Origin of the sequence: Aequorivita todarodis, assembly GCF_028561335.1 — a bacterium.
GTDB lineage: Bacteria > Bacteroidota > Bacteroidia > Flavobacteriales > Flavobacteriaceae > Aequorivita > Aequorivita todarodis.
Genome location: NZ_JAQQTG010000020.1, coordinates 214650 through 238151, shown reverse-complemented (window position 1 = coordinate 238151; position 23502 = coordinate 214650). Strand labels below are relative to the sequence as shown.

At 42.9% G+C, this 23502-nt stretch carries 18 protein-coding genes; 15 read left to right on the top strand and 3 right to left on the bottom strand.

Going from position 1 to position 23502, the window contains the following annotated elements:
• The first annotated feature begins 123 nt into the window (after nt 1–123).
• From POV26_RS10340 to POV26_RS10325, 4 genes are all read left to right on the top strand, one after another.
• Complete coding sequence (locus POV26_RS10340) at nt 124–1938, top strand: DEAD/DEAH box helicase (RefSeq protein WP_272856394.1); 1815 nt, start codon at nt 124–126, stop codon at nt 1936–1938.
• A 351-nt stretch (nt 1939–2289) separates the two neighbouring features.
• Nucleotides 2290–2910, top strand: coding sequence for a GNAT family N-acetyltransferase (locus POV26_RS10335; RefSeq protein ID WP_272856393.1), 621 nt, complete (start codon nt 2290–2292; stop codon nt 2908–2910).
• 26 nt (nt 2911–2936) lie between these two features.
• Nucleotides 2937–3701, top strand: a complete 765-nt coding sequence (locus tag POV26_RS10330) for a carboxypeptidase-like regulatory domain-containing protein (RefSeq protein WP_272856392.1) — start codon at nt 2937–2939, stop codon at nt 3699–3701.
• 108 nt (nt 3702–3809) lie between these two features.
• Nucleotides 3810–5171 (top strand): aldehyde dehydrogenase, encoded by a 1362-nt coding sequence (locus POV26_RS10325; protein WP_272856391.1) that lies wholly within the window; start codon nt 3810–3812, stop codon nt 5169–5171.
• Between the two features lie 15 nt (nt 5172–5186).
• On the opposite strand, the gene POV26_RS10320 is transcribed toward POV26_RS10325, so the two are convergent.
• Both POV26_RS10320 and POV26_RS10315 read right to left on the bottom strand, forming a co-directional pair.
• Entirely contained in the window at nt 5187–5519 is a 333-nt protein-coding gene (locus POV26_RS10320; RefSeq protein WP_272856390.1) for a HepT-like ribonuclease domain-containing protein, read from the bottom strand.
• On the bottom strand, nt 5512–5895 hold the full coding sequence (locus tag POV26_RS10315) for a nucleotidyltransferase family protein (protein ID WP_272856389.1): 384 nt from the start codon (nt 5893–5895) through the stop codon (nt 5512–5514). Before POV26_RS10315 ends, POV26_RS10320 begins: the two co-directional genes overlap by 8 nt.
• 54 nt (nt 5896–5949) lie before the next feature.
• On the opposite strand from POV26_RS10315, the gene POV26_RS10310 reads away from it, so the two are divergent.
• The 8 genes from POV26_RS10310 (at nt 5950) to lepB (ending at nt 14296) form a co-directional block, all read left to right on the top strand.
• Complete coding sequence (locus tag POV26_RS10310; RefSeq protein WP_272856388.1) at nt 5950–7596, top strand: T9SS type A sorting domain-containing protein; 1647 nt, start codon at nt 5950–5952, stop codon at nt 7594–7596.
• A 13-nt stretch (nt 7597–7609) separates the two neighbouring features.
• Nucleotides 7610–8293 (top strand): 2'-5' RNA ligase family protein, encoded by a 684-nt coding sequence (locus POV26_RS10305; RefSeq protein ID WP_272856387.1) that lies wholly within the window; start codon nt 7610–7612, stop codon nt 8291–8293.
• Between the two features lie 92 nt (nt 8294–8385).
• The gene (locus POV26_RS10300) at nt 8386–9267 is read left to right on the top strand and encodes an SDR family oxidoreductase (protein ID WP_272856386.1); all 882 of its coding nucleotides are present in this window, start codon (nt 8386–8388) and stop codon (nt 9265–9267) included.
• Between the two features lie 263 nt (nt 9268–9530).
• Entirely contained in the window at nt 9531–10301 is a 771-nt protein-coding gene (locus POV26_RS10295) for a ParA family protein (protein WP_272856385.1), read from the top strand.
• The gene (locus POV26_RS10290; protein ID WP_272856384.1) at nt 10302–11201 is read left to right on the top strand and encodes a ParB/RepB/Spo0J family partition protein; all 900 of its coding nucleotides are present in this window, start codon (nt 10302–10304) and stop codon (nt 11199–11201) included. It abuts the gene before it with no gap.
• The gene (locus tag POV26_RS10285) at nt 11191–11772 is read left to right on the top strand and encodes a DUF5683 domain-containing protein (RefSeq protein WP_272856383.1); all 582 of its coding nucleotides are present in this window, start codon (nt 11191–11193) and stop codon (nt 11770–11772) included. Before POV26_RS10290 ends, POV26_RS10285 begins: the two co-directional genes overlap by 11 nt.
• A 143-nt stretch (nt 11773–11915) precedes the next feature.
• Nucleotides 11916–12614 (top strand): 4-hydroxy-tetrahydrodipicolinate reductase, encoded by a 699-nt coding sequence (dapB, locus tag POV26_RS10280; RefSeq protein ID WP_272856382.1) that lies wholly within the window; start codon nt 11916–11918, stop codon nt 12612–12614.
• 122 nt (nt 12615–12736) lie between these two features.
• On the top strand, nt 12737–14296 hold the full coding sequence (gene lepB, locus POV26_RS10275; protein ID WP_272856381.1) for a signal peptidase I: 1560 nt from the start codon (nt 12737–12739) through the stop codon (nt 14294–14296).
• A 52-nt stretch (nt 14297–14348) separates the two neighbouring features.
• Here the strand turns inward: lepB and POV26_RS10270 are convergent, their stop codons facing one another.
• Entirely contained in the window at nt 14349–15467 is a 1119-nt protein-coding gene (locus POV26_RS10270; protein WP_272856380.1) for a PQQ-dependent sugar dehydrogenase, read from the bottom strand.
• Nucleotides 15468–15925: 458 nt separating this feature from the next.
• On the opposite strand from POV26_RS10270, the gene POV26_RS10265 reads away from it, so the two are divergent.
• The 3 genes from POV26_RS10265 (at nt 15926) to accC (ending at nt 23463) form a co-directional block, all read left to right on the top strand.
• Entirely contained in the window at nt 15926–21409 is a 5484-nt protein-coding gene (locus tag POV26_RS10265) for a CHAT domain-containing protein (protein ID WP_272856379.1), read from the top strand.
• Between the two features lie 127 nt (nt 21410–21536).
• Complete coding sequence (locus tag POV26_RS10260; protein WP_272856378.1) at nt 21537–22028, top strand: acyl-CoA carboxylase biotin carboxyl carrier protein subunit; 492 nt, start codon at nt 21537–21539, stop codon at nt 22026–22028.
• Nucleotides 22024–23463, top strand: a complete 1440-nt coding sequence (gene accC / locus POV26_RS10255) for an acetyl-CoA carboxylase biotin carboxylase subunit (RefSeq protein ID WP_272856427.1) — start codon at nt 22024–22026, stop codon at nt 23461–23463. The genes POV26_RS10260 and accC overlap by 5 nt, the downstream gene beginning before the upstream one ends.
• Nucleotides 23464–23502 lie beyond the last annotated feature (39 nt).

Genomic DNA, 23502 nt, shown 5'->3' with positions numbered 1-23502 from the left:
CGCCAGAAGCTTTTGGTTTTCAGGAAAAATCCTCAGGGTGAGGAGTGTTATAGTGAAGCTGTCCGTTTTTTATATGTCCAGTAGCTTCCCATTAGCACACATATAAAAATTTTAATACATAAAATGACAGCATTTAAAGCACTCGGCTTGGAAGAAAATCTTCTAAAAGCCATCGCCGACATGGGTTTTGAAACCCCTTCGGAAGTACAGGAAAAAGCAATCCCAATCCTTTTGGAACGCGAGACCGACATGGTTTCCCTGGCCCAGACCGGAACCGGTAAAACCGCAGCATTTGGTTTCCCCATGTTGCAAAAAATTGACGTAAACAGTCGCACTACCCAAGGACTTATCCTTTCGCCCACCCGCGAACTGTGCCTTCAGATTACAAATGAAATGATCGCCTACGGCAAGTATATGCCGGGCCTTAACGTTACCGCAGTGTATGGTGGGGCAAGCATTACCGATCAGGCGCGCCAAATTAAAAAGGGTTCACAGATTATCGTGGCAACCCCGGGCCGAATGAAAGATATGATAGGTCGTGGTCTGATTGATATTTCAAAAATAGAATACTGCGTGCTCGATGAAGCCGACGAAATGCTCAACATGGGCTTTTACGAGGACATCACCGAAATTCTTTCACATTCGCCAAAAGAGAAAAGCACTTGGCTTTTCAGCGCGACGATGCCGAAGGAGGTTTCCACGATCGCAAAGAAATTTATGCACACGCCCGTGGAAATTACCGTGGGTACCAAAAACGTTGGTTCCGACCAAGTTTCGCACGAATATTATCTGGTAAACGCCCGCGACCGCTACAACGCCTTGAAGCGTTTGGCAGATGCAAATCCTGAAATCTTTTCCGTGATTTTCTGTAGAACAAAACGCGACACCCAAAAAGTTGCCGAACAGCTTATTGAAGACGGTTACAACGCCGCGGCCATTCACGGCGATTTGAGCCAGAGCCAACGCGATACGGTAATGAAGTCGTTCCGAAATCGCCAAATACAGATGCTGGTAGCAACCGATGTTGCCGCCCGGGGCATTGACGTGGACGATATTACGCACGTAATTAACTACCAACTGCCAGACGAAATAGAAACCTATACCCACCGTAGTGGCCGTACCGGACGGGCTGGAAAAACGGGTATTTCCATGGTGATTGTTTCAAAAAGTGAAGTGCGAAAAATTCACACGATTGAAAAAATGATCCAAAAGAAATTCATTGCCAAGGAAATACCTTCGGGAATGGAAATCTGTGAAGTACAAATGTTCCACTTGGCAAACAATATTAAGGATGCGAAAATAAACCCTGAAATAAACGCCTATCTTCCAAATATAAACGAAGTATTGGCAGATTTTTCAAAGGAAGAGCTCATCAAAAAAGTGTTTTCCGTAGAATTTACACGTTTCTTGAATTATTACAAAAACAGCAAAGACCTCAATATTTCTGGGGAACGCAATTTTTCTGATGAAGACGCAAAGGACAGTACCCGCTATTTCATCAACATAGGTTCAAAAGACGATTTCGATTGGATGAGCCTAAAGGATTTCCTCCGCGATTTGCTTCAATTGGGCAAAGAGGATGTTTATAAAGTTGACGTAAAGGACAGTTTCTCTTTTTTCAATACCGATACCACACATCAGGAATTGGTAATGGGCATTTTCAATGATTTCAAACTTGATGGCCGCCAGATAAATATTGAAATTTCCAAAGATACCGGTCGCAGCAAAGGCAGAAGCGGTGGTGGCAGTCGTGATCGCGGCAAAAGAAGAGGCGACAGAAACGACCGTGGCGATGGCGGCGGAAGAAAAGGTGGTTTCAAAAAACGCAGCGGTGGTTTTGATGGAGGAGATAAACCAAAATTCAAAGGAAAAAGCCGTAGGGGAGCCCCGCGCCCAGATGCAAAAGGCACAGGCGGAAGACGCAGAAGAAAGGGATAGTTTTTTATGAGTTATGAGTTATGAGTTATGAGTTATGAGTTATGAGTTATGAGTTATGAGTTGCGGAGTTTAGGGCTTAAAATTATGATAGACAATTGCCCCCAGCCCTAAAGGGTGCGAGCAAGGCTCTTCCTTAAGGACTGGGAGTAATGCTGACGGGTTGATAAGCCGAGACGTTTATATTTCTGGGTTCAGTTGTTTCTTATCATCATCCAACACCCGTCATCGGTCACCCCGCACCCAGCACCCCGCACCCAGCACCCAGCATGTTTAAAACTTTAGCATCACTTTAACGTCGATATAATTATATTTACGGGCCTTTAAGAACGAGGCCCGTATTTTTTTATGCTTATGCAAACCTTCAATTTTCTGCAGGAATACATATTGGAAAACGATGCAGTGCGGCTCAATCCTTTGCATCATTCCGATATTGACAGACTCTTGCATTTTTCCGAACAGCAGCCCGAGCTCTGGAGATATTCCCTTCAGCCCGCCAACAGTCCTGAAAATTTAAAAGTTTATGTGGAAATGGCCTTACAGGGAAGAAAAGATGAAACGGCATACCCCTTTATTGTTTTTGACAAGCGCACCCAGCAGATTGCGGGCAGCACCCGCTTCTACGATTTTCAAAAAAACCACAACACAGTCCAGTTGGGCTATACTTGGTACGGAAAGGAATTTCAGGGCACCGGACTAAACAAGCAATGCAAAATGCTGATGCTCGAATTCGCTTTTGAAAAACTTGGCATAGACCGTGTAGAGTTTCGTGCAGATGCAAACAATGAAAGAAGCATCGCCGCCATGAAAAGCATCGGCTGCACTGTGGAAGGCATTTTGCGAAGCAATTGCGCCGCACCCGAAGGAAGAAGGGACAGCATCGTGCTGAGTATTTTAAAGGATGAATGGTTTGGCGGGGTAAAAGAAAATCTAAAAGCTAAAATTGAAAAAGAGCGGAACATTTCCTCCCAGTGAAATTTTTCCGTATATTAATTCACAATATGAAAAAACACGTCCTACTTTTTGCCCTTCTTTTTGTTGCCGCAATTTCCTTTGCCCAGGAAAATACGATAATCAAAGGTACCGTGATGAACGATGCCAACGATAATCTTTTGGAAAACGTAAACATCGTGAACCTTAACCAGGTTATAGGTACCACTACCAACGAAAAAGGAGAGTTTGCCATAAGGGCTGCCGTTAATGACACGCTTTATTTTTCGTACCTCGGTTTCAAGTCGCTGCGTGTTCGGGTGACCAATGACTGGCTTAGGTTTGGCGATATAAAGGTAAAAATGACCGAGTTGGGCATCGCTTTGGAAGAAGTAGTAATCAAGCCCGTACAGCTAACGGGTTATGTTGAAATTGACGCCAAACTCATCCCTATTTACGATAATTACCGGTACAGAATTTCGGGATTGAATACCGGCTACGAAGGCGGCAGCAATCAGCCGGGGGCGGTAAGTAAGGTGTTAAGTTCTATTTTCAATCCTGCCGATTTTCTCTATAACGTCTTCGGAAAACGACCGAAACAGATGCGAAAACTACGACAAATGAAGGAAGACGACGAAATACGAAACCTCCTTCAAAGCAAATACGATCGCGAAACCTTAATGGCCGTCCTCCAATTGGAGCGTGCAGATATTGACGAAATATTAAACAAGTGCAGTTTTTCCAAAGACTTTATCCGCACCGCCAACGATCTGCAGATTCTCGATGCCATCAGCGGCTGTTATGAGGAATACAAGATTTTGAATAGGGATAAATAATTTTGAAATTTATTTTTTTTGACGCTTCACGAATTAAGTCAGAATCAATTCCCCCTTTGAAGGGGGCTAGGGGGATGTTCACGATAGGAGTAAAATTACAACAAAACTATGAATGAAATCGTCAACCGGCAGCGCAACTTCTTCAACACTCACGCCACCAAAAACCTTCACTTTAGAAGAAAGCAATTAAAAATTCTTCAACAGGCATTACAACAAAATGAGTCCCTGCTTCACGAAGCTATTTACAACGATTTTAAAAAGTCAGAGTTTGATAATTACACTACCGAGCTTTCCCTGCTTTTCAAGGATATTAAGGAAGCACGGAGCAATATTTTTAAATGGACACGCACCAAGCCCGTTTCTACGGGGATTCTAAATTTTCCGGCTTCCAGCTACATCATTCCGGAGCCTTTGGGCGTGTGTCTTGTGATTGGCGCTTGGAATTATCCATACCAACTTTCCTTCGCCCCGGTAATTGCAGCCATTGCCGCGGGGAACACGGTAATACTAAAACCCAGCGAACTTCCCTCAAACACTGCCGCCGCAATGGCGAAAATTGTAAAGGAAAATTTTGACCCAGCTTTTTTCACGGTAGTTGAAGGTGGAGTACAAGAGACCCAAGAACTTTTAAAGCAGAAATTCGACAAAATATTTTTTACCGGTAGCACCAAAGTAGGCAAGATAGTTTATAAGGCCGCAGCAGAAAACCTCACGCCCGTAACTTTAGAATTAGGTGGTAAAAGCCCCGCAATAGTTACTGAAAACTGCAATCTGAAAGTTTCGGTAAGACGACTGGTTTGGGGGAAATTTCTGAACGCAGGCCAAACCTGTATTGCCCCAGACTATATCCTCGTCCACAAAAGCATCGAACAGAAATTTCTCGAACGGGCAAAAGAGGAAATCATAAGCCAGCACTTTGCTTTTGAAAATGATAATTATCTTCAAATAATCAATAACGATAATTTTGAGCGGCTTATCAAAATGCTCAATCCCGAAAAAATATATTATGGCGGCCAAACCCACAAAGAAACCCGTTACATCCAGCCCACTATTCTAAAAAACGTGACTATGGATGATGCGGTGATGCAAGAGGAAATTTTTGGCCCCATCCTGCCTGTACTCACTTATGAAACTATTGAAGAGGCTATTGCTAAAGTGAATAGTCTTCCCAAACCGTTGTCTTGTTATCTCTTTACAAAAAGTAGTTCCATAAAGAAGAAAGTATTAAAAGAGATTTCCTTTGGAGGCGGCGCAATTAATGAAACGGTAATGCACATCAGCAATTCGAACCTGCCTTTTGGCGGCGTGGGCCAAAGCGGCATCGGCAATTACCACGGCGAGGCGGGCTTTAGGGCCTTTACGCATTACAAAAGTGTTATGGACAAGCCTACTTGGTTGGACCCTTCTATTCGATACTATCCGCATACACCTTTGCGATTGAAATTGATGCGGTGGTTTTTGAGGTTTTAAGGTTTTCTTTGAAAACTATTCGAGAACTTGTTGCAGTTGTAGCGTGAGTTTTGGAATTTTATTTTTCACTACATCCCAGACAATAATGTAATTGACTCCCATATAATCGTGAATCAATCGGTCGCGCATACCAGCCATGTTTTTCCATTCAATGGAATTCCATTTTAGTTTGAAATCGGCTGGAATTTTTTTGGTTGCTTCGCCTATGATTTCTAAACTCCTTACAATGGCCCGTTTCAGAGTTTCATCCTCCAAAAATTGTTCATAGCTACAATTTTCTGTAACCGAAATAATGTACCGACACTCATCCAAAATATGCTTAAGAAATTCCGTGGTGTTATTATGCATACTGTACTTCGTTTAAAATATGGGGGCCGATATGCGGACTCAATCCATTTTTGGTAATTATTTCGATTTTTTCATTTGGGAACAATTCCTCCAAAAAATCATATACCTTCATTAAATTGTCGAAATTTTCGTGTTTGGGCTCAAAATCGATTAAAAAGTCAATATCGCTTGCATTGGATTGCTCCCCACGCCCGTAGGAACCGAACAACCCAATATTCTGAATACCAAACTCCACAAACTTTGATTGGTTTGATTTCAAAATTTTCAAAATTTCTTCTTTTGTGGTCATAATCAAGCCTTTTTCCAAAGATACGAAAGTATATTCCACAAAAAATAACGGTAATGCTATTTGTATGATGCGCTCTGAATTCGCCAAAACCGAAAACTAAATTTTCACTACCTTTCCAAATCAAAACCAAAACAATACCCAATGAAAAACCTTTACATCCTGCTTTTAATTTTTACTGCCCAGCTGACCTTCGCCCAAATACGTTTTCAAAATATTCCTGAAAACGCAATATACCCTGAAAGCACGGTGGTCGAAACCATTACCGCGACTATCGCTTACCAAGGTTATGACGAAACCCAAGCCTATTTTGGGCAAGGGGAATACGAAATCTATTTGGATAATGTAGATGGCGTGCTGGACAAGCCCATACTCGTTCTCGATGGCTTTGACCCGGGCGATTCTCGCGATATCGGCGGACTTTACGCCAGCTTAAGTTTTGACGGCCAAAATCTTGCGGACATCCTCCGCGATGAAGGGTTTGATATCGTCATCCTTAACGCACCATTATACAACACAGGCGGAAAAGACATAGACGGCGGTGCGGACTACATTCAGCGCAACGCCATGGTCTTGGTTGCAATGATCCAGAAATTAAACGCAGACAAAGTGGGCAATGAAGAACTCGTAGTCCTCGGTCCAAGTATGGGTGGCCTTATTGCCCGCTATGCCTTGGCTTATATGGAGGACAACAGTCTTGATTCCGAAACACGATTGTACCTTTCGTTTGATTCCCCCCACCGCGGCGCAAACATCCCGATAAGCCTTCAGTATTTAATAAACTATTTCGCAGTACAGGTGGGCGATCCCACAGCACAACAGGTTGTGGACCAGTTGTTGAATTCGCCAGCCGCCAAGGAAATGCTCGTGGACCATCTGCTGGGGCATTTATTGGCAGGATCAGACTACGAACAAGACCCCACCAAACTCTTGCCCTTGGGCGCTCCGGGTTTTAGAGACCAGTTTCAGGCAGAACTGGACGCCTTGGGTTTCCCAAGCAACGTAAGAAACGTAACAATGATCAATGGCGCCGGAAACGGTACTACCACAGGAAGCCCGGGAATTACGGTGATTGATACCAATCTTACCATAGACGCAACCACCGATGTGGACGTGGCGCTAAAGTTTACACCAGCCGCCAACCAAACCAATACGGTTACCGATGTAACCGTCAACTTTTTTGGTATTCCCATAAATACATACCAGACTATTTCGCAAGCTACAGGTACCAGCGATGGCGTTGACAGTGCCCCCGGCGGAACGGGTAGCATCAGCGATGCCCTTGGCGATGGTGGCGGCAATCAGGTTTTGATAGATTTCATCAATGCCCTGCAACAGGATTTGTATTCCTTCGTTCCAACCATGAGCGCTTTGGCGATTGACGACCCCGATTGGTTCGCCATACCCAATTTGGCCAATTCGCCCTTTGTCAATTTTTACATTCCCAACGAAAATGAAGACCACGTAACCGTTACCGCAGCAAGCGCCCAGTTTGCTTTGGATGAAATTAGAAATGGAACGATAGGAATTTCAGAAAACCATTTGGACAATCAATTCGTGCTTTCGCAAAATCCGGTCTCAAACAACATCGTTATAGCAATTCCGAAGCATGCTTCAAACAATAAATTGACAACTTCGGTTTTCAGCATTTCCGGTCAGAAATTGATGGAGCAGACCTGGAGCTTACCACAGCAAAATATTACCTGGGGCCACAATCTTGCAAGTGGAATTTATTTGTTGAAATTGGACAATAACGTTACTTCCCAAACCATAAAAATGATTGTAAAATAAAGCGGTTTTAAGAATGGGGAAATATATAATTGTTCTGGCTATTGGTTTGGGCATTTTTTCGTGCGCACCAAAAAAGCAAAATACAATCGCGATAGATGTGCTTTTAATTCCTTCGGAAGAAATGTATGCACAATCGCTTCAGTTGAATTCACTGATAAATCAAAACAATCCCAAAACCATCAAGCTCGACGAAAACCACGTGCCGCACATCACGCTTTTGCAGTGTTTTATAAATCAAGAAGATTTGCCAAAAGTGAAGAAAGTTCTGGAGGGTTTGTTCCAAACAATTGCAAAGGACAGTTTAAGTGCCGAAAGTATTTCCTATAATAACGCCGAAGCAGAAAGTTTCGCAATGATTTCCGTTGGAAAAAGTGGGCAATTATTGAAACTTCACGAGAAAACGATTGCACTGGTAAAACCGTTTATAGTGAAGAACGGCTCCGAAGCATCATTCATTCAAAACCCCGACGGCAGCCCCATTAGTGAATCTACCGTTGCTTATGTTCCAAAATTTGTGGACAAATACAGTTATGAAAATTTCGATCCGCACATCAGTCTTGGGGTTGCCCAGAAAATTGTGTTGGACAGCTTGGCGGAAAATGTTTTTAAACCGATTAAATTTAAAGCTGCATCGTTGCGCGTTTATCAGCTGGGTGATCACGGCACCGCACAGAAACTGCTTTGGAAATCTGAATAAATAAAACCTGTCTTTTTGAATGTTTATTTAGAGTGAATTCTCCGTGCAACTCTGCGCCTCTCTGCGTATCTTTGCGTAATAACACATAAAATATGGACCACACAGCAAAAATGCTTCGCGACGACGCGCTAAAAGGAAAGACGATAGTAGTAACCGGCGGCGGCAGCGGCCTTGGAAAAGCAATGACGACCTACTTTTTGGAGCTCGGCGCCAATGTAGTAATCACTTCCCGAAACCTTGAAAAACTACAAACCGTAAAAGAGGAGCTTGAAAAACAAACGGGCGGAAAAGTTTTACCCGTACAATGCGATGTGCGCAATTACGACGAAGTGGAAGCAATGGTGGAAGCCTCTGTGAAAGAATTTGGCACCGTGGATGTTTTGCTGAACAATGCTGCTGGCAACTTCATTTCGCCCACCGAACGGCTTTCCGCAAATGCTTTTGATACCATCATTGACATCGTTTTAAAAGGAACTAAAAATTGTACCCTCGCCTTTGGAAAACATTGGATAGATAAAAAAGAAGAGAACAAAACCGTTTTAAATATCGTTACAACCTACGCTTTTACAGGCTCTGCTTATGTTGTGCCCAGTGCCACGGCAAAAGCCGGCGTATTGGCAATGACGCGTTCATTAGCTGTGGAATGGGCAAAATACGGCATCCGCTTTAACGCCATTGCCCCGGGACCCTTCCCTACAAAAGGTGCTTGGGACAGACTGCTGCCGGGCGATTTAAAGGAAAAGTTCGATCCCGCGAAAAAAGTTCCCGTAAAACGCGTGGGCGAACATCAGGAACTCGCTAACCTCGCCGCATATTTAGTTTCCGATTTTTCGGCATACATCAACGGTGAAGTAGTGGTTATTGACGGCGGCGAATGGCTGAAAGGAGCGGGACAGATGAATCTTTTAGAAGAAGTTCCCCAACAGATGTGGGATATGCTGGAGGAGATGATCCGATCTAAAAAAACCAAATAAAGAAATTCCAAATTACAAGCACCAAATTCCAAAAAAATGGCACGTGTTATTAGCTTTGAATTTTGCTAATTGAATATTATTTGGAATTTCCCCAAAAGTTCCTCCCCCTTTTTCAGGGAGAGGTGGCAAAACAAACCGTTTCTGTTTATGGCAGAAACGGTTTGTTTTGACGGAGGGGGTAATGTTTACTTCCTGTTAACAAATACAATTTTCTATCCACATAAATAATTGTACTTTTAACCACTAAAATCTTAAGCAAATTAATGGGTAAAATTATTGCAATTGCAAACCAAAAAGGAGGCGTCGGAAAGACCACGACCTCAGTAAATTTAGCGGCCGCATTGGGCGTTTTGGAGAAGAAGGTTTTACTCATAGATGCAGATCCACAAGCCAATGCCACCTCAGGTTTGGGCATTGATGTGGAAAGTGTTGAAGTGGGAACCTACCAATTGCTTGAGCACAGCGCCAGCGCAAGGGAAGCCATCGTTTCCACAAATTCACCCAACTTAGACCTAATACCCTCACACATAGATTTGGTTGCTATCGAGATTGAATTGGTAGATGTGGAAAACCGCGAATATATGCTGAAAAAGGCCATCAATGGCCTAAAGGCAGATTACGATTATATCCTGATTGATTGCGCGCCATCGCTGGGATTGCTTACGTTGAATGCCCTTACTGCGGCAGATTCGGTAATTATTCCAATTCAGTGTGAATATTTCGCCTTGGAAGGGCTTGGGAAGCTTTTGAACACCATTAAAAGTGTCCAAAAAATTCACAACGTAAACCTCGATATTGAAGGTCTGTTGTTGACTATGTACGACCAGCGACTACGCCTTTCAAACCAAGTGGTGGATGAAGTGAAGAAGCATTTTGACGAAATGGTTTTTGAAACAATCATTCAGCGAAACGTGCGTTTAAGTGAAGCGCCCAGCTATGGCGAAAGCATTATCAGTTACGATGCCGCGAGTAAAGGCGCCGACAATTATTTAAGTCTGGCGCACGAATTAATTCAGAAAAACGAAAAAGAATAAATGGCGAAAGCGACCAAAAAACAAGCCTTGGGCCGCGGACTTTCAGCACTTTTGAAAGACCCGTCCAACGATATAAAATCAGTTGCAGACAAAAATGCCGACAAGGTTGTGGGCAGCATTGTAGAGCTGGAATTGGGCAGTATTGAAGTAAATCCATTTCAGCCGCGAACCAGTTTTAACGAAGAATCGCTTCGTGAATTGGCCTCGTCCATTAAGGAATTGGGCGTTATCCAGCCCATCACGGTTCGAAAACTGGATTTCAACAAATATCAATTGGTAAGTGGCGAACGCCGTTTTCGCGCTTCAAAATTGGTCGGTTTGGAGACTATTCCAGCCTATATTCGTATTGCAAACGATCAGGAATCCCTAGAAATGGCTTTGGTGGAAAACATCCAACGGCAGGATTTGGATCCCATTGAAATCGCGCTTTCCTACCAACGGTTGATCGAGGAAATAAACGTAACCCAAGAGGAACTGAGCGACAGGGTAGGGAAAAACCGTTCCACGATCGCCAACTATCTGCGTTTGCTGAAATTGGACCCCATCATCCAAACAGGAATGCGCGACGGCTTCATCACGATGGGCCACGGCCGTGCATTGATAAATGTTGAAGATAATAGTGACCAGCTTGATATTTACGAAAAAATTTTAAGCCAAAGCCTCTCGGTTCGCGATACCGAGGCTTTGGTACGGGGCTATAAAAACCCTGAAGAAAAAGCGAAGCCACAAAAAGCGACTGCGCCCCCTTTCGCCAAAAAGGCAAAGAAAGAATTGACCGATCTTTTTGAGACTTCGGTAGAGGTCAAGGTTTCTAAATCGGGAAAAGGGCAGCTTGTGGTTCCTTTTAAGAACAAAGAAGACTTCGAGCGCATTTTGAAGCTGATCAAAAGTGAAAAGTAAGTTCCTAAATATTTTTTTTTCAATCTTCGCCACAGCACTGTTTGCGCAGACTTCCGATTCTTTGACTGTAAAAAAGGAAGAAAGGGTAATTGTGGTGAGCGATTCGCTTCTTCCAAAGGAAGAATACAACCCCTTGGCTCCGGCAAAGGCTGCTTTTTATTCCGCAGTGGTTCCCGGGCTTGGACAGGTTTACAATAAAAAATATTGGAAAATCCCAATCATTTACGCAGGAATGGCGGCCGGAATCTACTTTTACAAACAGCAGGATGATGATTACGACCGTTTTCGAAATGCTTATAAAAGAAGATTGGCGGGATATACAGATGATGAGTTTCAGGGAATCTCGGACGACCGTTTGATAAATGCCCAAAAATCTGCCCAAAAAAACAAGAGCATCAGTATTATCGTTACGGTTGCTTTTTATTTATTAAATGTAGTTGATGCCAATGTGGATGCGCATTTACGGCAATATGAAGTAAGCGAGGACCTTTCGCTGCAACCCAATTTTGATTATAACCAATTTAACGCCAAACCGCAGTACGGAATGTCGTTGACGTATCGGTTTAAGTAGAATACAGAGAACAGAATAAAGATGAGAGAACAAAGAAATATGAACCAAGAATGGATGCAACTTTTTGTATGTATTCCTCATACTTCCGTCACCCGTCACTCGTCATCCCGCGCCCAGCATCCCGCACCCAACACCCGCCAATTATGAAAATAGCACTTCTCGGTTACGGAAAAATGGGCAAGACCATTGAAAAATTGGCTTTGGAAAAGGGCCATTCCATCGTTTTTAAAAGTACGAGCGAATCTTCCGAAGGAAATTTTGGGGACGCTGAGGTTGCCATCGAATTTTCTTCGCCCGAAGCCGCGGTTGAAAATATTTCCAAGGCGTTGAAAGCCGGAATACCTATTATTTCGGGCACAACGGGCTGGCTTGATAAATATGATGAAATGGTAAACTTATGTAAAAACCGTAACGGAAGCTTTATCTATGCGTCCAACTTCAGCGTGGGGGTAAACCTTTTTTTCAGCATAAACGATTATGCCGCAAAGATGATGGCGAAGTGGAAAGATTATAATGTTTCCGTAGAAGAAATCCATCACCTTCAAAAGAAGGACGCGCCCAGCGGCACGGCCATCACCATTGCCGAGGGAATATTGAAGCACAGTGATAAAAAGGATTGGAAGCTAAATACTTCCGAAGAAAATTTTTTAAATATTACAGCAAAACGGGAAGAAGATGTAAAGGGAACCCATATCGTTTCCTACGACTCTTCCTTAGATACCATATCCCTAAAACACGAAGCCCACAGCCGCGAGGGGTTTGCTTTGGGAGCCATTTTGGCCGCAGAGTTTTTAAAGGATAAAAAAGGTATTTTTACGATGAAAGAGGTATTGGCCCCCTAACCCCCAAAGGGGGAATATAGAGCAGATCCATTTGAATTTAGAATTTACAAATTTGATTATAAAAATAACATTTTAAAAATTTCCTCTTGCTCCCTCTTCGGGGGCCGGGGGGCTTATTAATTATGAGTTGGACAGGTTGGTTTATATTTTTTTTGATAGTTCAGGTAATCCATTTTGCCGGCACCTGGAAGTTGTACCAAATAGCGGGTAGAAAAGCTTGGGAAGCAGCCGTGCCGGTTTACAATGCCGTGGTTTTGATGAAGATTATCAACCGTCCGTGGTGGTGGACCATTTTGCTTTTCGTGCCCATCGTTAATCTAATTATGTTCCCAGTAGTTTGGGTAGAAACCTTGCGCAGTTTTGGCCGAAATTCGACGACAGATACCATTTTGGGAATTGTGACCTTGGGTCTTTATATCTATTACATTAACTACACTCAAAAAGTATCTCATATAAAGGATAGAAGCCTAAAACCTCGAACTTCAACAGGGGAGTGGGTGAGTTCTATTTTGTTTGCTGTGGTTGCCGCTACTATAGTGCATACCTATATTATGCAGCCGTTTACCATCCCCACTTCTTCTTTGGAAAAAACACTTTTGGTGGGCGATTTCCTCTTTGTGAGTAAATTCCATTACGGCGCGCGTACTCCTATGACGCCCGTTGCCTTTCCGATGGTACACGATACCATTCCGGTGGTTCACACAAAATCATATCTTTCTGAACCGCAGATTCCTTATTTCCGTCTTCCGGGTTTTCAGGATATAAAGCATAACGACATTGTAGTTTTCAACTGGCCCGTGGATACGGTAAATGCCTTTCAGCAGTACGGCGACGGAAAATATTATTACAAGCCTATCGATAAAAAATCGAACTATGTTAAACGTTGCGTTGGACTTCCGGGCGACTCTTTGGAAGTGCGTGATGGCTATGTTTTCATCAACGGAAAAAAGAATGATTTGCCCGATCGCGCAAAAATTCAGTTTTCTTACGATGTGAAAGTAAACGGGCAGCTAAACCCCGAAATGCTTAACAACCGTTACGACATTACTGACCGTTATGGCTATCAAAACGGGACTTATCGTTTTTCGGCGATTTCGGAAGAATCGTTGAATATGCTGAAAAACAACCCAAATGTGGTTGAAATTGCGCGTCTTCGCAATGAAAAAGGAATATGGGACCAAGGCATTTTCCCAAACAACCACAACTATCCTTGGAACAACGATTTTTTTGGGCCGCTATATATTCCGAAGAAAGGCGCAACCGTTGCCATTACCCCGGAAACACTGCCATTGTACAAACGCATTATTGAAGTATATGAAGGAAGTGAACTCGGTATCGACAATAAAATAACCCAATCCGGCACCGAAGTTTTATTGAACGGGCAGCCACTTACAGATTACACCTTTAAAATGGATTATTATTGGATGATGGGCGACAACCGAAACAACAGTGAGGATGCCCGTACCTGGGGCTTTGTACCTTTCAACCACGTGGTGGGGAAACCGGTTTTTGTATGGATGAGCTGGGACGGAGTAAACAAAAAAGTACGTTGGGACAGGCTTTTCACCACCGTTGGAGGTAGCGGGAAGCCAGTTTCTTACCTGATGTATTTTGTGATTGCCGTTATCGGTTGGTTCGTTTTTGATTTCTGGAGAAAAAGAAAAAAAGGAACTAAAAAGTAAAGGTTGACCACGAATACACGAATAATTTTATAAATATATTCGTGGTCATTTTTTATTCAGGCACTAATCTAAAAATTCCCTGCCCTTCCACGGCGATATAAATCAATCCGTCCGGGCCCATTTTTACGTTTCGAACCCGCCCGATATCCTGTGCTATTTTTTCACGATTTGTCACCTCTTCGTCTTCCAAAGTAAGCAATTCCACATAGCCAAACTTTAAAGAACCCACCAGTAACTTGTATTTCCACTCCGTGTATTTATCGCCTGTAACAAACGCCATCCCGCAGGGCGCAATGGATGGAACCCAATAATAAATGGGCGGTTCAATTCCGGGTTTCGTGGTTTCATCGGTAATTTTTGTACCGCTGTAATTGATACCGTATGTTACAATGGGCCAGCCGTAATTGGCGCCTTTCTTTACAATGTTTATTTCATCGCCTCCTTTTGGCCCATGCTCGTGCATCCAGATTTTTCCGGTTTTGGGATGCTTTGCCATTCCCTGTGGATTGCGGTTGCCGAAGGTGTAAATTGCTTTTTTGGCATTGGCTTCGTTGTAAAATGGATTGTCAGTTGGGATGCTGCCGTCATCGTTCAATCGGTAAATTTTACCGCCATCACGGGTTATGTCCTGCGGATTTACATCGCGTTCACCTCGGTCGCCAATGGAGAAATACACAAAACCATCGTTGTCAAATTCAATCCGCGAACCGAAGTGCTGTCCGGCCGTAGTATTGGGTTCGGCTTTGTAAAGGGTTTCAATATTTGTAAGCGAATTGCCTTCCAACTTGCACCGCATCAAAGCGGTATTGCCTCCTTTCCCGGGTCCTTCTTCCGAAGCGTATGTCATATAAATCCAACCGTTTTCTTTATAATTCGGGTGCAATTCTATATCCAGCAAACCGCCTTGGCCACTGTTGTAAACGGCCGGCACGTTGGCTATCTCGGTTTTTTCACCATTTTTAAAATGAATCAATCGCCCATCCTTCTCGGTAATGAGCATACTGCCGTCGGGAAGCCACGTCATTCCCCACGGAATGGTCAACCCGTCCACCGCTTCTTCAATTTTATAGGTTTGCGGTTCGGTTTTCAGCGCTACATCATTTTTCTTTTTGTGCTGGGCACAGGATGTGAAAAAAATGAAGGCTGTTGCAAAGACAATGTACTTTTTCATCTGTATAACATATTTAGAAAAATAGAAAGACCTGCCTTGTAAGCAGGCTGGTGGAATGCCCATGCCGATAGCTGCCGGGACATTTTCGGTTGGTTTGCATTTTGGCAATGGGCATTTCATAATCATTTTGTTTTCAAAAAGATACTGAAATTATGTTATAAAAATGGAAACCCTTAAAAATTTATTGCGTTGAAAAATGGTTATTTCTTCCTTCAGAAAATTCAACCGATAAAATTTTGCCGGAATGTGAAAAATTATTGTAACTTTTGATCTCCTCACGAAACATCCCCTTTTTTATTTAAGTAGCTTACAATCAGTGATTTAGGGTTTGTTTAATTCATTTAACCTTAAATTTAGAAATTATTCAAACTGCTGTATTTGAGCATTGTATGCCAAAATCCAGGTTTTTCTATTAAAAAAAGCAGTCTATTTTTTAAAATAACCTAATACCCGATATTATGGAACCGATCAAAAAACTAGTAGTTTATGGTGAAAAGGAAACCGACGCAGAAGGAGCCGTTGTTTATAATTTACAGGCCAGCAATAGGGATGTTTCCAATCAGCACGAAATCCAATTAGAGGGAAATGACAAGTTGTTGGAACTGGTTCTCGACGACGGCACCTCTTGGATGTGCGATGCCTCGACCATGCACGAGGTTTTTCCGGAACTCGATCCAGCCCTAAAACCTCCGGGCAGCCGCGATATGCAGCCCGATGTTTTTGTGATGCCCGATTCGGTGGATGCGCCTTCAACGGAAAGGGGAATTGTTGGCAAAATTGCGTTGAAACTTTTAAAAGTATTCGCGAAAAAGGCCCTTGGTAGTGGCGTGGCGGCACTTTCAAAAAAACTGGAAGACCAACATCTGCAAAACGAAATAGACCCTGCCGTTATGCCCAAAAACTTTTTGGCTACGGGCGCAGCATTGTTTACGGTTGATAGGGATTTTAAATTTGGTGTTTTCGATGGAAAACCTTCGAATAGCCCGTTTTTTCTTTTTATACACGGAACGAATTCAGATACGTTTGGGGCATTCCAGGATTTAAAGGCTTCTCCCGTTTGGAATACGCTGCATCAGATTTATGGTAAAAACGTGCTCGCTTTTCAGCATAGGACCCTTACCGAAAGTCCGTTATTGAATGTGGTGAAATTGGCCAAAATGTTGCCCGATAATTCCGTTGTGCATATGCTCACCCATTCCAGAGGCGGGATTGTGGGCGATATTCTGAATAAGTACAGCAATAACAATGAGCAAGCAGCCATTGGGTTTACCAATGACCACATTGCATTGCTCGAAAAAGAAGGCGATAGGGAAGAAGACATTGAAAACATAGAAGCGCTCAACAGAATTTTTAAGCATAAAAAGATAACCGTAGCCAAATTTATCAGGGTTGGCTGTCCCGCCGCGGGTACCAAGCTGGCCTCAAAAAGGTTGGATCACATTCTGAATGTGTTTTTTAATTTGATAACCTTGGTTGGAGGTGCGTTTGGAGATATTTTAAAGGAATTGCTTTCCGCAGCCGTTGAGAGTAAGGACGACGTTTCGGTACTTCCCGGTTTGGAAGCCCAAAGACCGGAATCGCCGTTTATAAAAATTTTGAACGACCCTTCGCCGGAAACCGCCATCAACGGAAAACCTTTGGCTATTATTTCAGGAAACGGACGGGTAAGCTTTTCAGGACAGGGGCTTTTTGTAATCCTCGGAAAATTGTTCTACTGGCAACGCAATGACTTGGTCGTGAATACAGATTCTATGTATTTGGGTGCAAAGCGCAAGGACAATATTCAATATTTCTTCGACCAAGGGGCTGACGTAAACCACGTAAAGTACTTCGAAAATGATAAAACCCGCGAAGCAATAGACTTGGTGCTTAAAACCGCTGAAGGGCAGCTTATTCCGGGATTTAAATGTATTGCACAAAATGAAATTCCCGGAAGCGATAGAGCCCTCGTGGAATCTGGAGAACTGTATCCTTCCACATCGCCACCTTCCGGCTCCAAACCCATTGTGGTTATGCTGCCGGGAATCATGGGCTCCAACCTTACGCAAAAAGACAAGGAAATATGGCTCCATTACGGACGTATTCTTACTGGCGGATTGATAAACCTTAACTATTCCAATGTAAATAAAATTGTTGCGGATTCCGTTGTAAAAACTTCATATTTCAAACTTTACAAATGGTTATCGGGCAAATACGATGTGGTGGTCTATCCCTTTGATTGGCGCAAACCGCTTCCCGAATGTGCAAGTGAATTCAATATAAAAATTAAAAGTCTGCTTAAAATTGGGCAGCCCATAAAGATTATTGGGCATTCCATGGGCGGGCTGTTGGTGCGTGATTTTATTCTAAACCACGACGATACTTGGCGGGAGTTAAAAGATTCAAAAGGCTTTAGATTGCTCTTTCTCGGATCGCCGCTTGGGGGCTCGTTCCGTATTCCTTCGGTTTTGTTCGGAGAGGACGCCATAATCCAAAAGTTGAGCAAATTGGACCTTTTCCATACCAAGGAAACGTTGCTTAAAATGTTTTCGAAATTTCCTGGAATTTTGGCCTTGCTGCCTTTAACAACCGATCCGAAAAACGATTTCGCAAAAATGGAGACTTGGGAAAATATGCGGAAATATTTCGGAAAAACGGATTGGCCCTTACCGCAGCAGTCCGATTTGGATTACTTTAAAAATTACCGCGACAACATATTAAAGAAACGGGACGAAATAGATTATTCAAGCATGGTCTATATTGCCGGAAAGGATAAAATGACACCCTGTGGTTATTATCTCGACGAAATTCCGCCGAAAAAGCAACTGTATTTCCTCTACACCAGCGAAGGCGACCAAAGTGTAACTTGGGCATCCGGTATTCCGAAACAGCTTGTTGAGGCCAATGCGGTTTATTATTCACGGGTTACCCACGGTGCCCTGGCCAATGAGCCCGATCTTTTTAATGCGATAGAAGAAATCCTTTCCACCGGGCAAACCAAATTGCTCCGCAATACCAAACCCTTATTGCGCGGGGAGGAAACAATCTTTAGGGCTGAACCGGATATAGATTTTGATCTATCCGAAAATGGTTTGGAAAAAACAATCTTGGGCCTTGCTGATGAAATAGAACCGGTTGGCAGCCAAATTCCGGTTAGCGTCACCGTTAGTAATGGCGATTTACGATATGCTGAATATCCAATTATTGCAGGCCATTTTTTGAATGATGGTGTGCTTTATGCGGAAAAGTCCATAGACAATTATCTTAACGGTAGCCTGACTGCTAAACACAGATTGGGGCTTTACCCCGGTGAAATTGGTACGAGCGCTATATTTCGCAAAATAAAGGAATGCGACTTTGAAGGTGCAATCATCGTTGGGCTTGGGGAACCAGACCAACTTACCGCTTATCAACTTTCAAAATCTGTGGAACAAGCAGTTTTGAATTATTTGATAATAATCCGAGGTGATGCCGTTTCCAAAAAAGGCATAGGGGTTTCTTCTTTAAGCGTTGCATCGGGCTACGGTGGCCTTTCCGTTGAAGGCTCGCTTAAAGCGATTATTTATGGGGTTAATAGAGCCAATGAAAAAATAAAAATGTTGGGGGCCGATGGTTACGGCACGGTTCAGCATATTGAAATAGTTGAACTTTACGCAGACCGGGCCTTAAACTGTATGTATGTGCTCAACAAAATAGCCAATAAGGAAAATTCAACTTTCAATATTATTATTGGCAATAAGCGGATCACAAATTTATTGGGTATCCAAAAAAGAACGCCGTTGGACACTGCGGAAGATTGGTGGAACAGGATAACTATTAAATACAAAGAAGCCAACGAACAAACCGGAGAACTTTCCAGTATGGTTTTTGGTTCTTCCACACGCGATTCCAGGGAAGAAGAGAACGAACTCTACAGCAGTACGCCATTGATAGACCTCTTTATCTCGGAAGTTTCCAGCAGTAACCAGTGGTCTGCCTGTACGGCAAAAACGCTTTTCGAATTATTGATTCCCAATAACTTAAAGGAGAAACTTAAACGAAAAGGAAACATTTCTTGGATACTCGATAGCAAAACAGCTTCCTATCCGTGGGAATTGCTTCAGGACAATACAACCAATTCCAAACCGCTTTGCATCAGTGCCGGTATGATACGACAGTTATCCACCAAAGACTACAGAATCAATATAAAACGTGTGGCGGAAAAAGGAGCCCTGATTATAGCTGACCCTATATTAGATGGTTTTATTTCCCAATTGCCAGGTGCAAAAGAAGAGGGAACTATGGTTAAAGATACATTGGAAAATGTAGGCTACCCTACCACAAGTCTTATAGGAACAGGCGCCGCGAGCATAGTCAAGAGTTTTTTCTGCAATGACTATACAATAATACATTTGGCAGGTCATGGGGTTTTCAACGCAAAGTCTCCAAGAAAATCGGGAATGGTTATCGGCAAGGATATTTTTCTTACGGTATTCGAAATTGAGCAGATGCCCGTAGTACCGGAACTCGTTTTCGTAAACTGTTGCCACCTTGGTTATACTAATTCGGAAGACGAAAGGTTTTATCGGGACCGGTACAAATTGGCCGCAAACATTGGCACACAATTGATAAGCATAGGAGTGAAAGCCGTGATCGCTGCCGGTTGGGCTGTTAATGATGCCGCAGCATTGGATTTTGCACAGGTTTTTTATAACAATATGTTCTCCGGGAATAATTTTGGCGATGCCGTGAAAAATGCCCGAAATTATATTTATGAAAAACATCCGGGCAACAATACTTGGGGAGCCTATCAATGTTATGGCGATCCTTTCTTTAAACTGAAAGGGGTCTCTGCAGGAAAAAGTTCTTGGTTGCCAAGTTATATCGTCCCACAGGAAGCAGAGATAGATCTCGATAACCTATCGAATCAATTACAGATGACAACGAGTTCAGATAAAGACCATTTAGCAGAATTGAACACTATTATGACCGCGGTGGACAGGGATGTTTTCAGGACCCCGCAAATTATTGAAAGAGTCGCTAAAATTTATCAGGAACTGGCCATGTATATTGAAGCTTCAAATAATTATGAAGAGCTCCTAAAAATGGAAAATGCCGATTTCTCCTTTTCCTGTATGGAAAAATATTGCAACACACGGGCAAAGATGTACATCAAGGAAATTTTCGAAAATGAAAATGCCACTGCAGCTTCCAAAAAAGAAGCGTATCAAAAGACGGAACGCGTTATCAGCGACCTTACCGTATTGCTTTTTGCAGGCGAAACAGCCGAACGCCACAATCTTTTGGGCAGTGCCTACAAACGGTTGGCGATGTTGGCTCCAGACGCCAAAAAGCGAATAAATGCCTTTAAAACTGCAATCTCCCATTATGAGAGGGCCTATACTAATGATTTCAATTCAAATAAAACTTATTCCATCGTAAATTCCATAGAACTCGCTTGCATATTAGTATTGAGCGGTGCAATGGGCTATGGCAGTGAATTTACCGTAGATCGAAAAAAATATAAATTGAGATCTATTTCCGAAGTACAACAAATACTGGGGGAGCAACAAAATAAATTAAAAGAAAAATCTGAGGTCCAAGACCTTGACTATTGGGACTTGATTGCCTGTTTGAATATAGATTTATGTCTTCTCATGATTATTGAAGATGAAAAAATTGAAACAAAATGGGATGAGGTCATTCAAAACTTTAAGAAAATATGGCAAAAAGCCGGTTCCGAAGGAAAAAAAGCGGCAGAACTGGAGCATCTCGAATTTTTGACCCATTCTCTTAATGTAGCAGCAGGTTTACCTGGCGAAGTTTTTAAGCCGCAAAAGGATTTGGAAACCCGAATCAATGAGTTGAGGACAGCATTAAGCGGGGTTAGAAAAAAGTTGAAGTCAGAAAGTGCTGTAAAAGCAAAACCAAAAGCGGCAAGTTCAAAACCGAAACCAAAACCCAAATCAAAGCCCAAAAAATAGGTTTAAAGCCAAATGTTTAAAGCAAAAACCTTGTTGATATAATTTATCAGCGAGGTTTTTTATTTTACGATGGATAAGCATTGGCATAATCTTTCAACAAATCTTACCTTTATCAAAATTTCAGTTTATGGAAGAAAAATTTAAAACGATTGTCAATGATACCTTTGAGTTTTCATTGCAAGCGAAAGATTTGGAAACACTTGACGTGATTTCCGATAACAAAAAATCCAATATCATTTATAATAATAAATCGGTTGAGGTTGAAACCCTCGGGGCAGATTTTAGAAATAGAATTTACACGCTATCAATAAATAGCAATCGCTATCAAGTGAAGATTGAAAATGAACTGGACGCCCTTATTTCCAAAATGGGACTTTCACTTGGGAATGATTCTTTTGAAGACGAAATCCACGCCCCGATGCCGGGCATTATTTTGGAAGTAAACGTTTCCGAAGGCGATGAAGTAAAAAAAGGCGATTTCCTCTGCGTTTTAGAAGCGATGAAGATGGAAAATACGCTCACGGCGCCGCGCGATGGCGTTGTAAAATCGGTAACTATTGCCAAAGGCGAAACCGTCGATAAAGGAAAACTGCTAATTGAATTGAAAAAAAATGATTAAGAAAATATTGGTCGCCAACCGAGGCGAAATTGCTTTGCGAATAATGAAAACCGCCCGAAACATGGGCATTAAAACGGTTGCCGTTTTTTCCGAAGCAGACAGAAATGCGCCCCACGTAAAGTTTGCGGATGAAGCCGTTTGCATAGGCCCGCCGCCTTCCAACGAATCCTATCTTTTAGGCGATAAAATCATAAAGGTTGCCAAGGAATTGAATGTGGATGCCATCCATCCCGGCTACGGATTTTTAAGTGAAAATGCCGAATTCGGCGAAAGTGTCGAAAAAAGCGGAATGATTTTCATCGGCCCAAAATCGCATGCCATCCGCATCATGGGAAGCAAGCTCGCCGCAAAGGACGCCGTGAAAAAATACGATATCCCAATGGTTCCCGGCACCGATGAAGCTATTACCGATGTTGCCTCAGCAAAGGAAATCGCAAAAGAAATTGGCTTCCCAATTCTTATAAAAGCGTCCGCTGGCGGTGGCGGAAAAGGCATGCGCATTGTTGAAAATTCCAAAGAATTTGAGGAACAGATGAAGCGCGCCATCAGCGAGGCCGAAAACGCTTTTGGCGACGGCTCCGTTTTTATTGAAAAATTTGTCACCTCGCCGCGACACATCGAAATCCAGGTTTTGGCAGATAATTTTGGCAACACCGTCCATCTTTTTGAGCGCGAATGCAGCATTCAGCGCCGCCACCAAAAAGTAGTAGAGGAAGCACCTTCCTCGGTTTTGACGCCGGAATTGCGCAACCAAATGGGCGAAGCGGCTGTAAAAGTTGCAAAAGCCTGTGAGTATGTGGGCGCGGGAACGGTGGAATTTCTTTTGGACGACAAACACAATTTCTATTTCCTCGAAATGAACACCCGCCTGCAAGTGGAGCATCCCGTTACCGAACTCATTACCGGCCTCGATTTGGTGGAACAACAGATAAACGTTGCCAATAATGAAAAGCTTTCCTTTTCGCAGGAAGATCTAAAAATCTCGGGTCATGCTTTTGAATTGCGTGTTTATGCAGAAGACCCATTGAACAACTTTATGCCAAGCGTTGGAAAGTTGGAAGTGTATAGTCCGCCGAGCGGAAAAAACATTCGCGTGGACGACGGTTTTACCGAAGGCATGCAGGTACCGATTCAATATGACCCCATGCTTTCAAAATTGATTACCTACGGAAAAACCCGAAACGAGGCGATGCAGCGGATGCTGGAAGCCATTTCGGAATACGATATTGAAGGTGTAAGCACCACGCTTCCCTTTGGAAAATTCGTTTTTGAACACGAAGCCTTCCGAAGTGGAAATTTCGACACCAATTTTGTAAAGAAATACTATTCCGAAGAAAAGCTGAAAGCCATCAATGAAGAGGAAGCCAAAGTGGCGGCGCTTTTCGCATTAAAACAATATTTAAAAGATTCAGAAATGCTTCGTATGCCGAAGTAGCAAACCAAACCCCAAAGGTTTCCAAAACCTTTGGGGTTT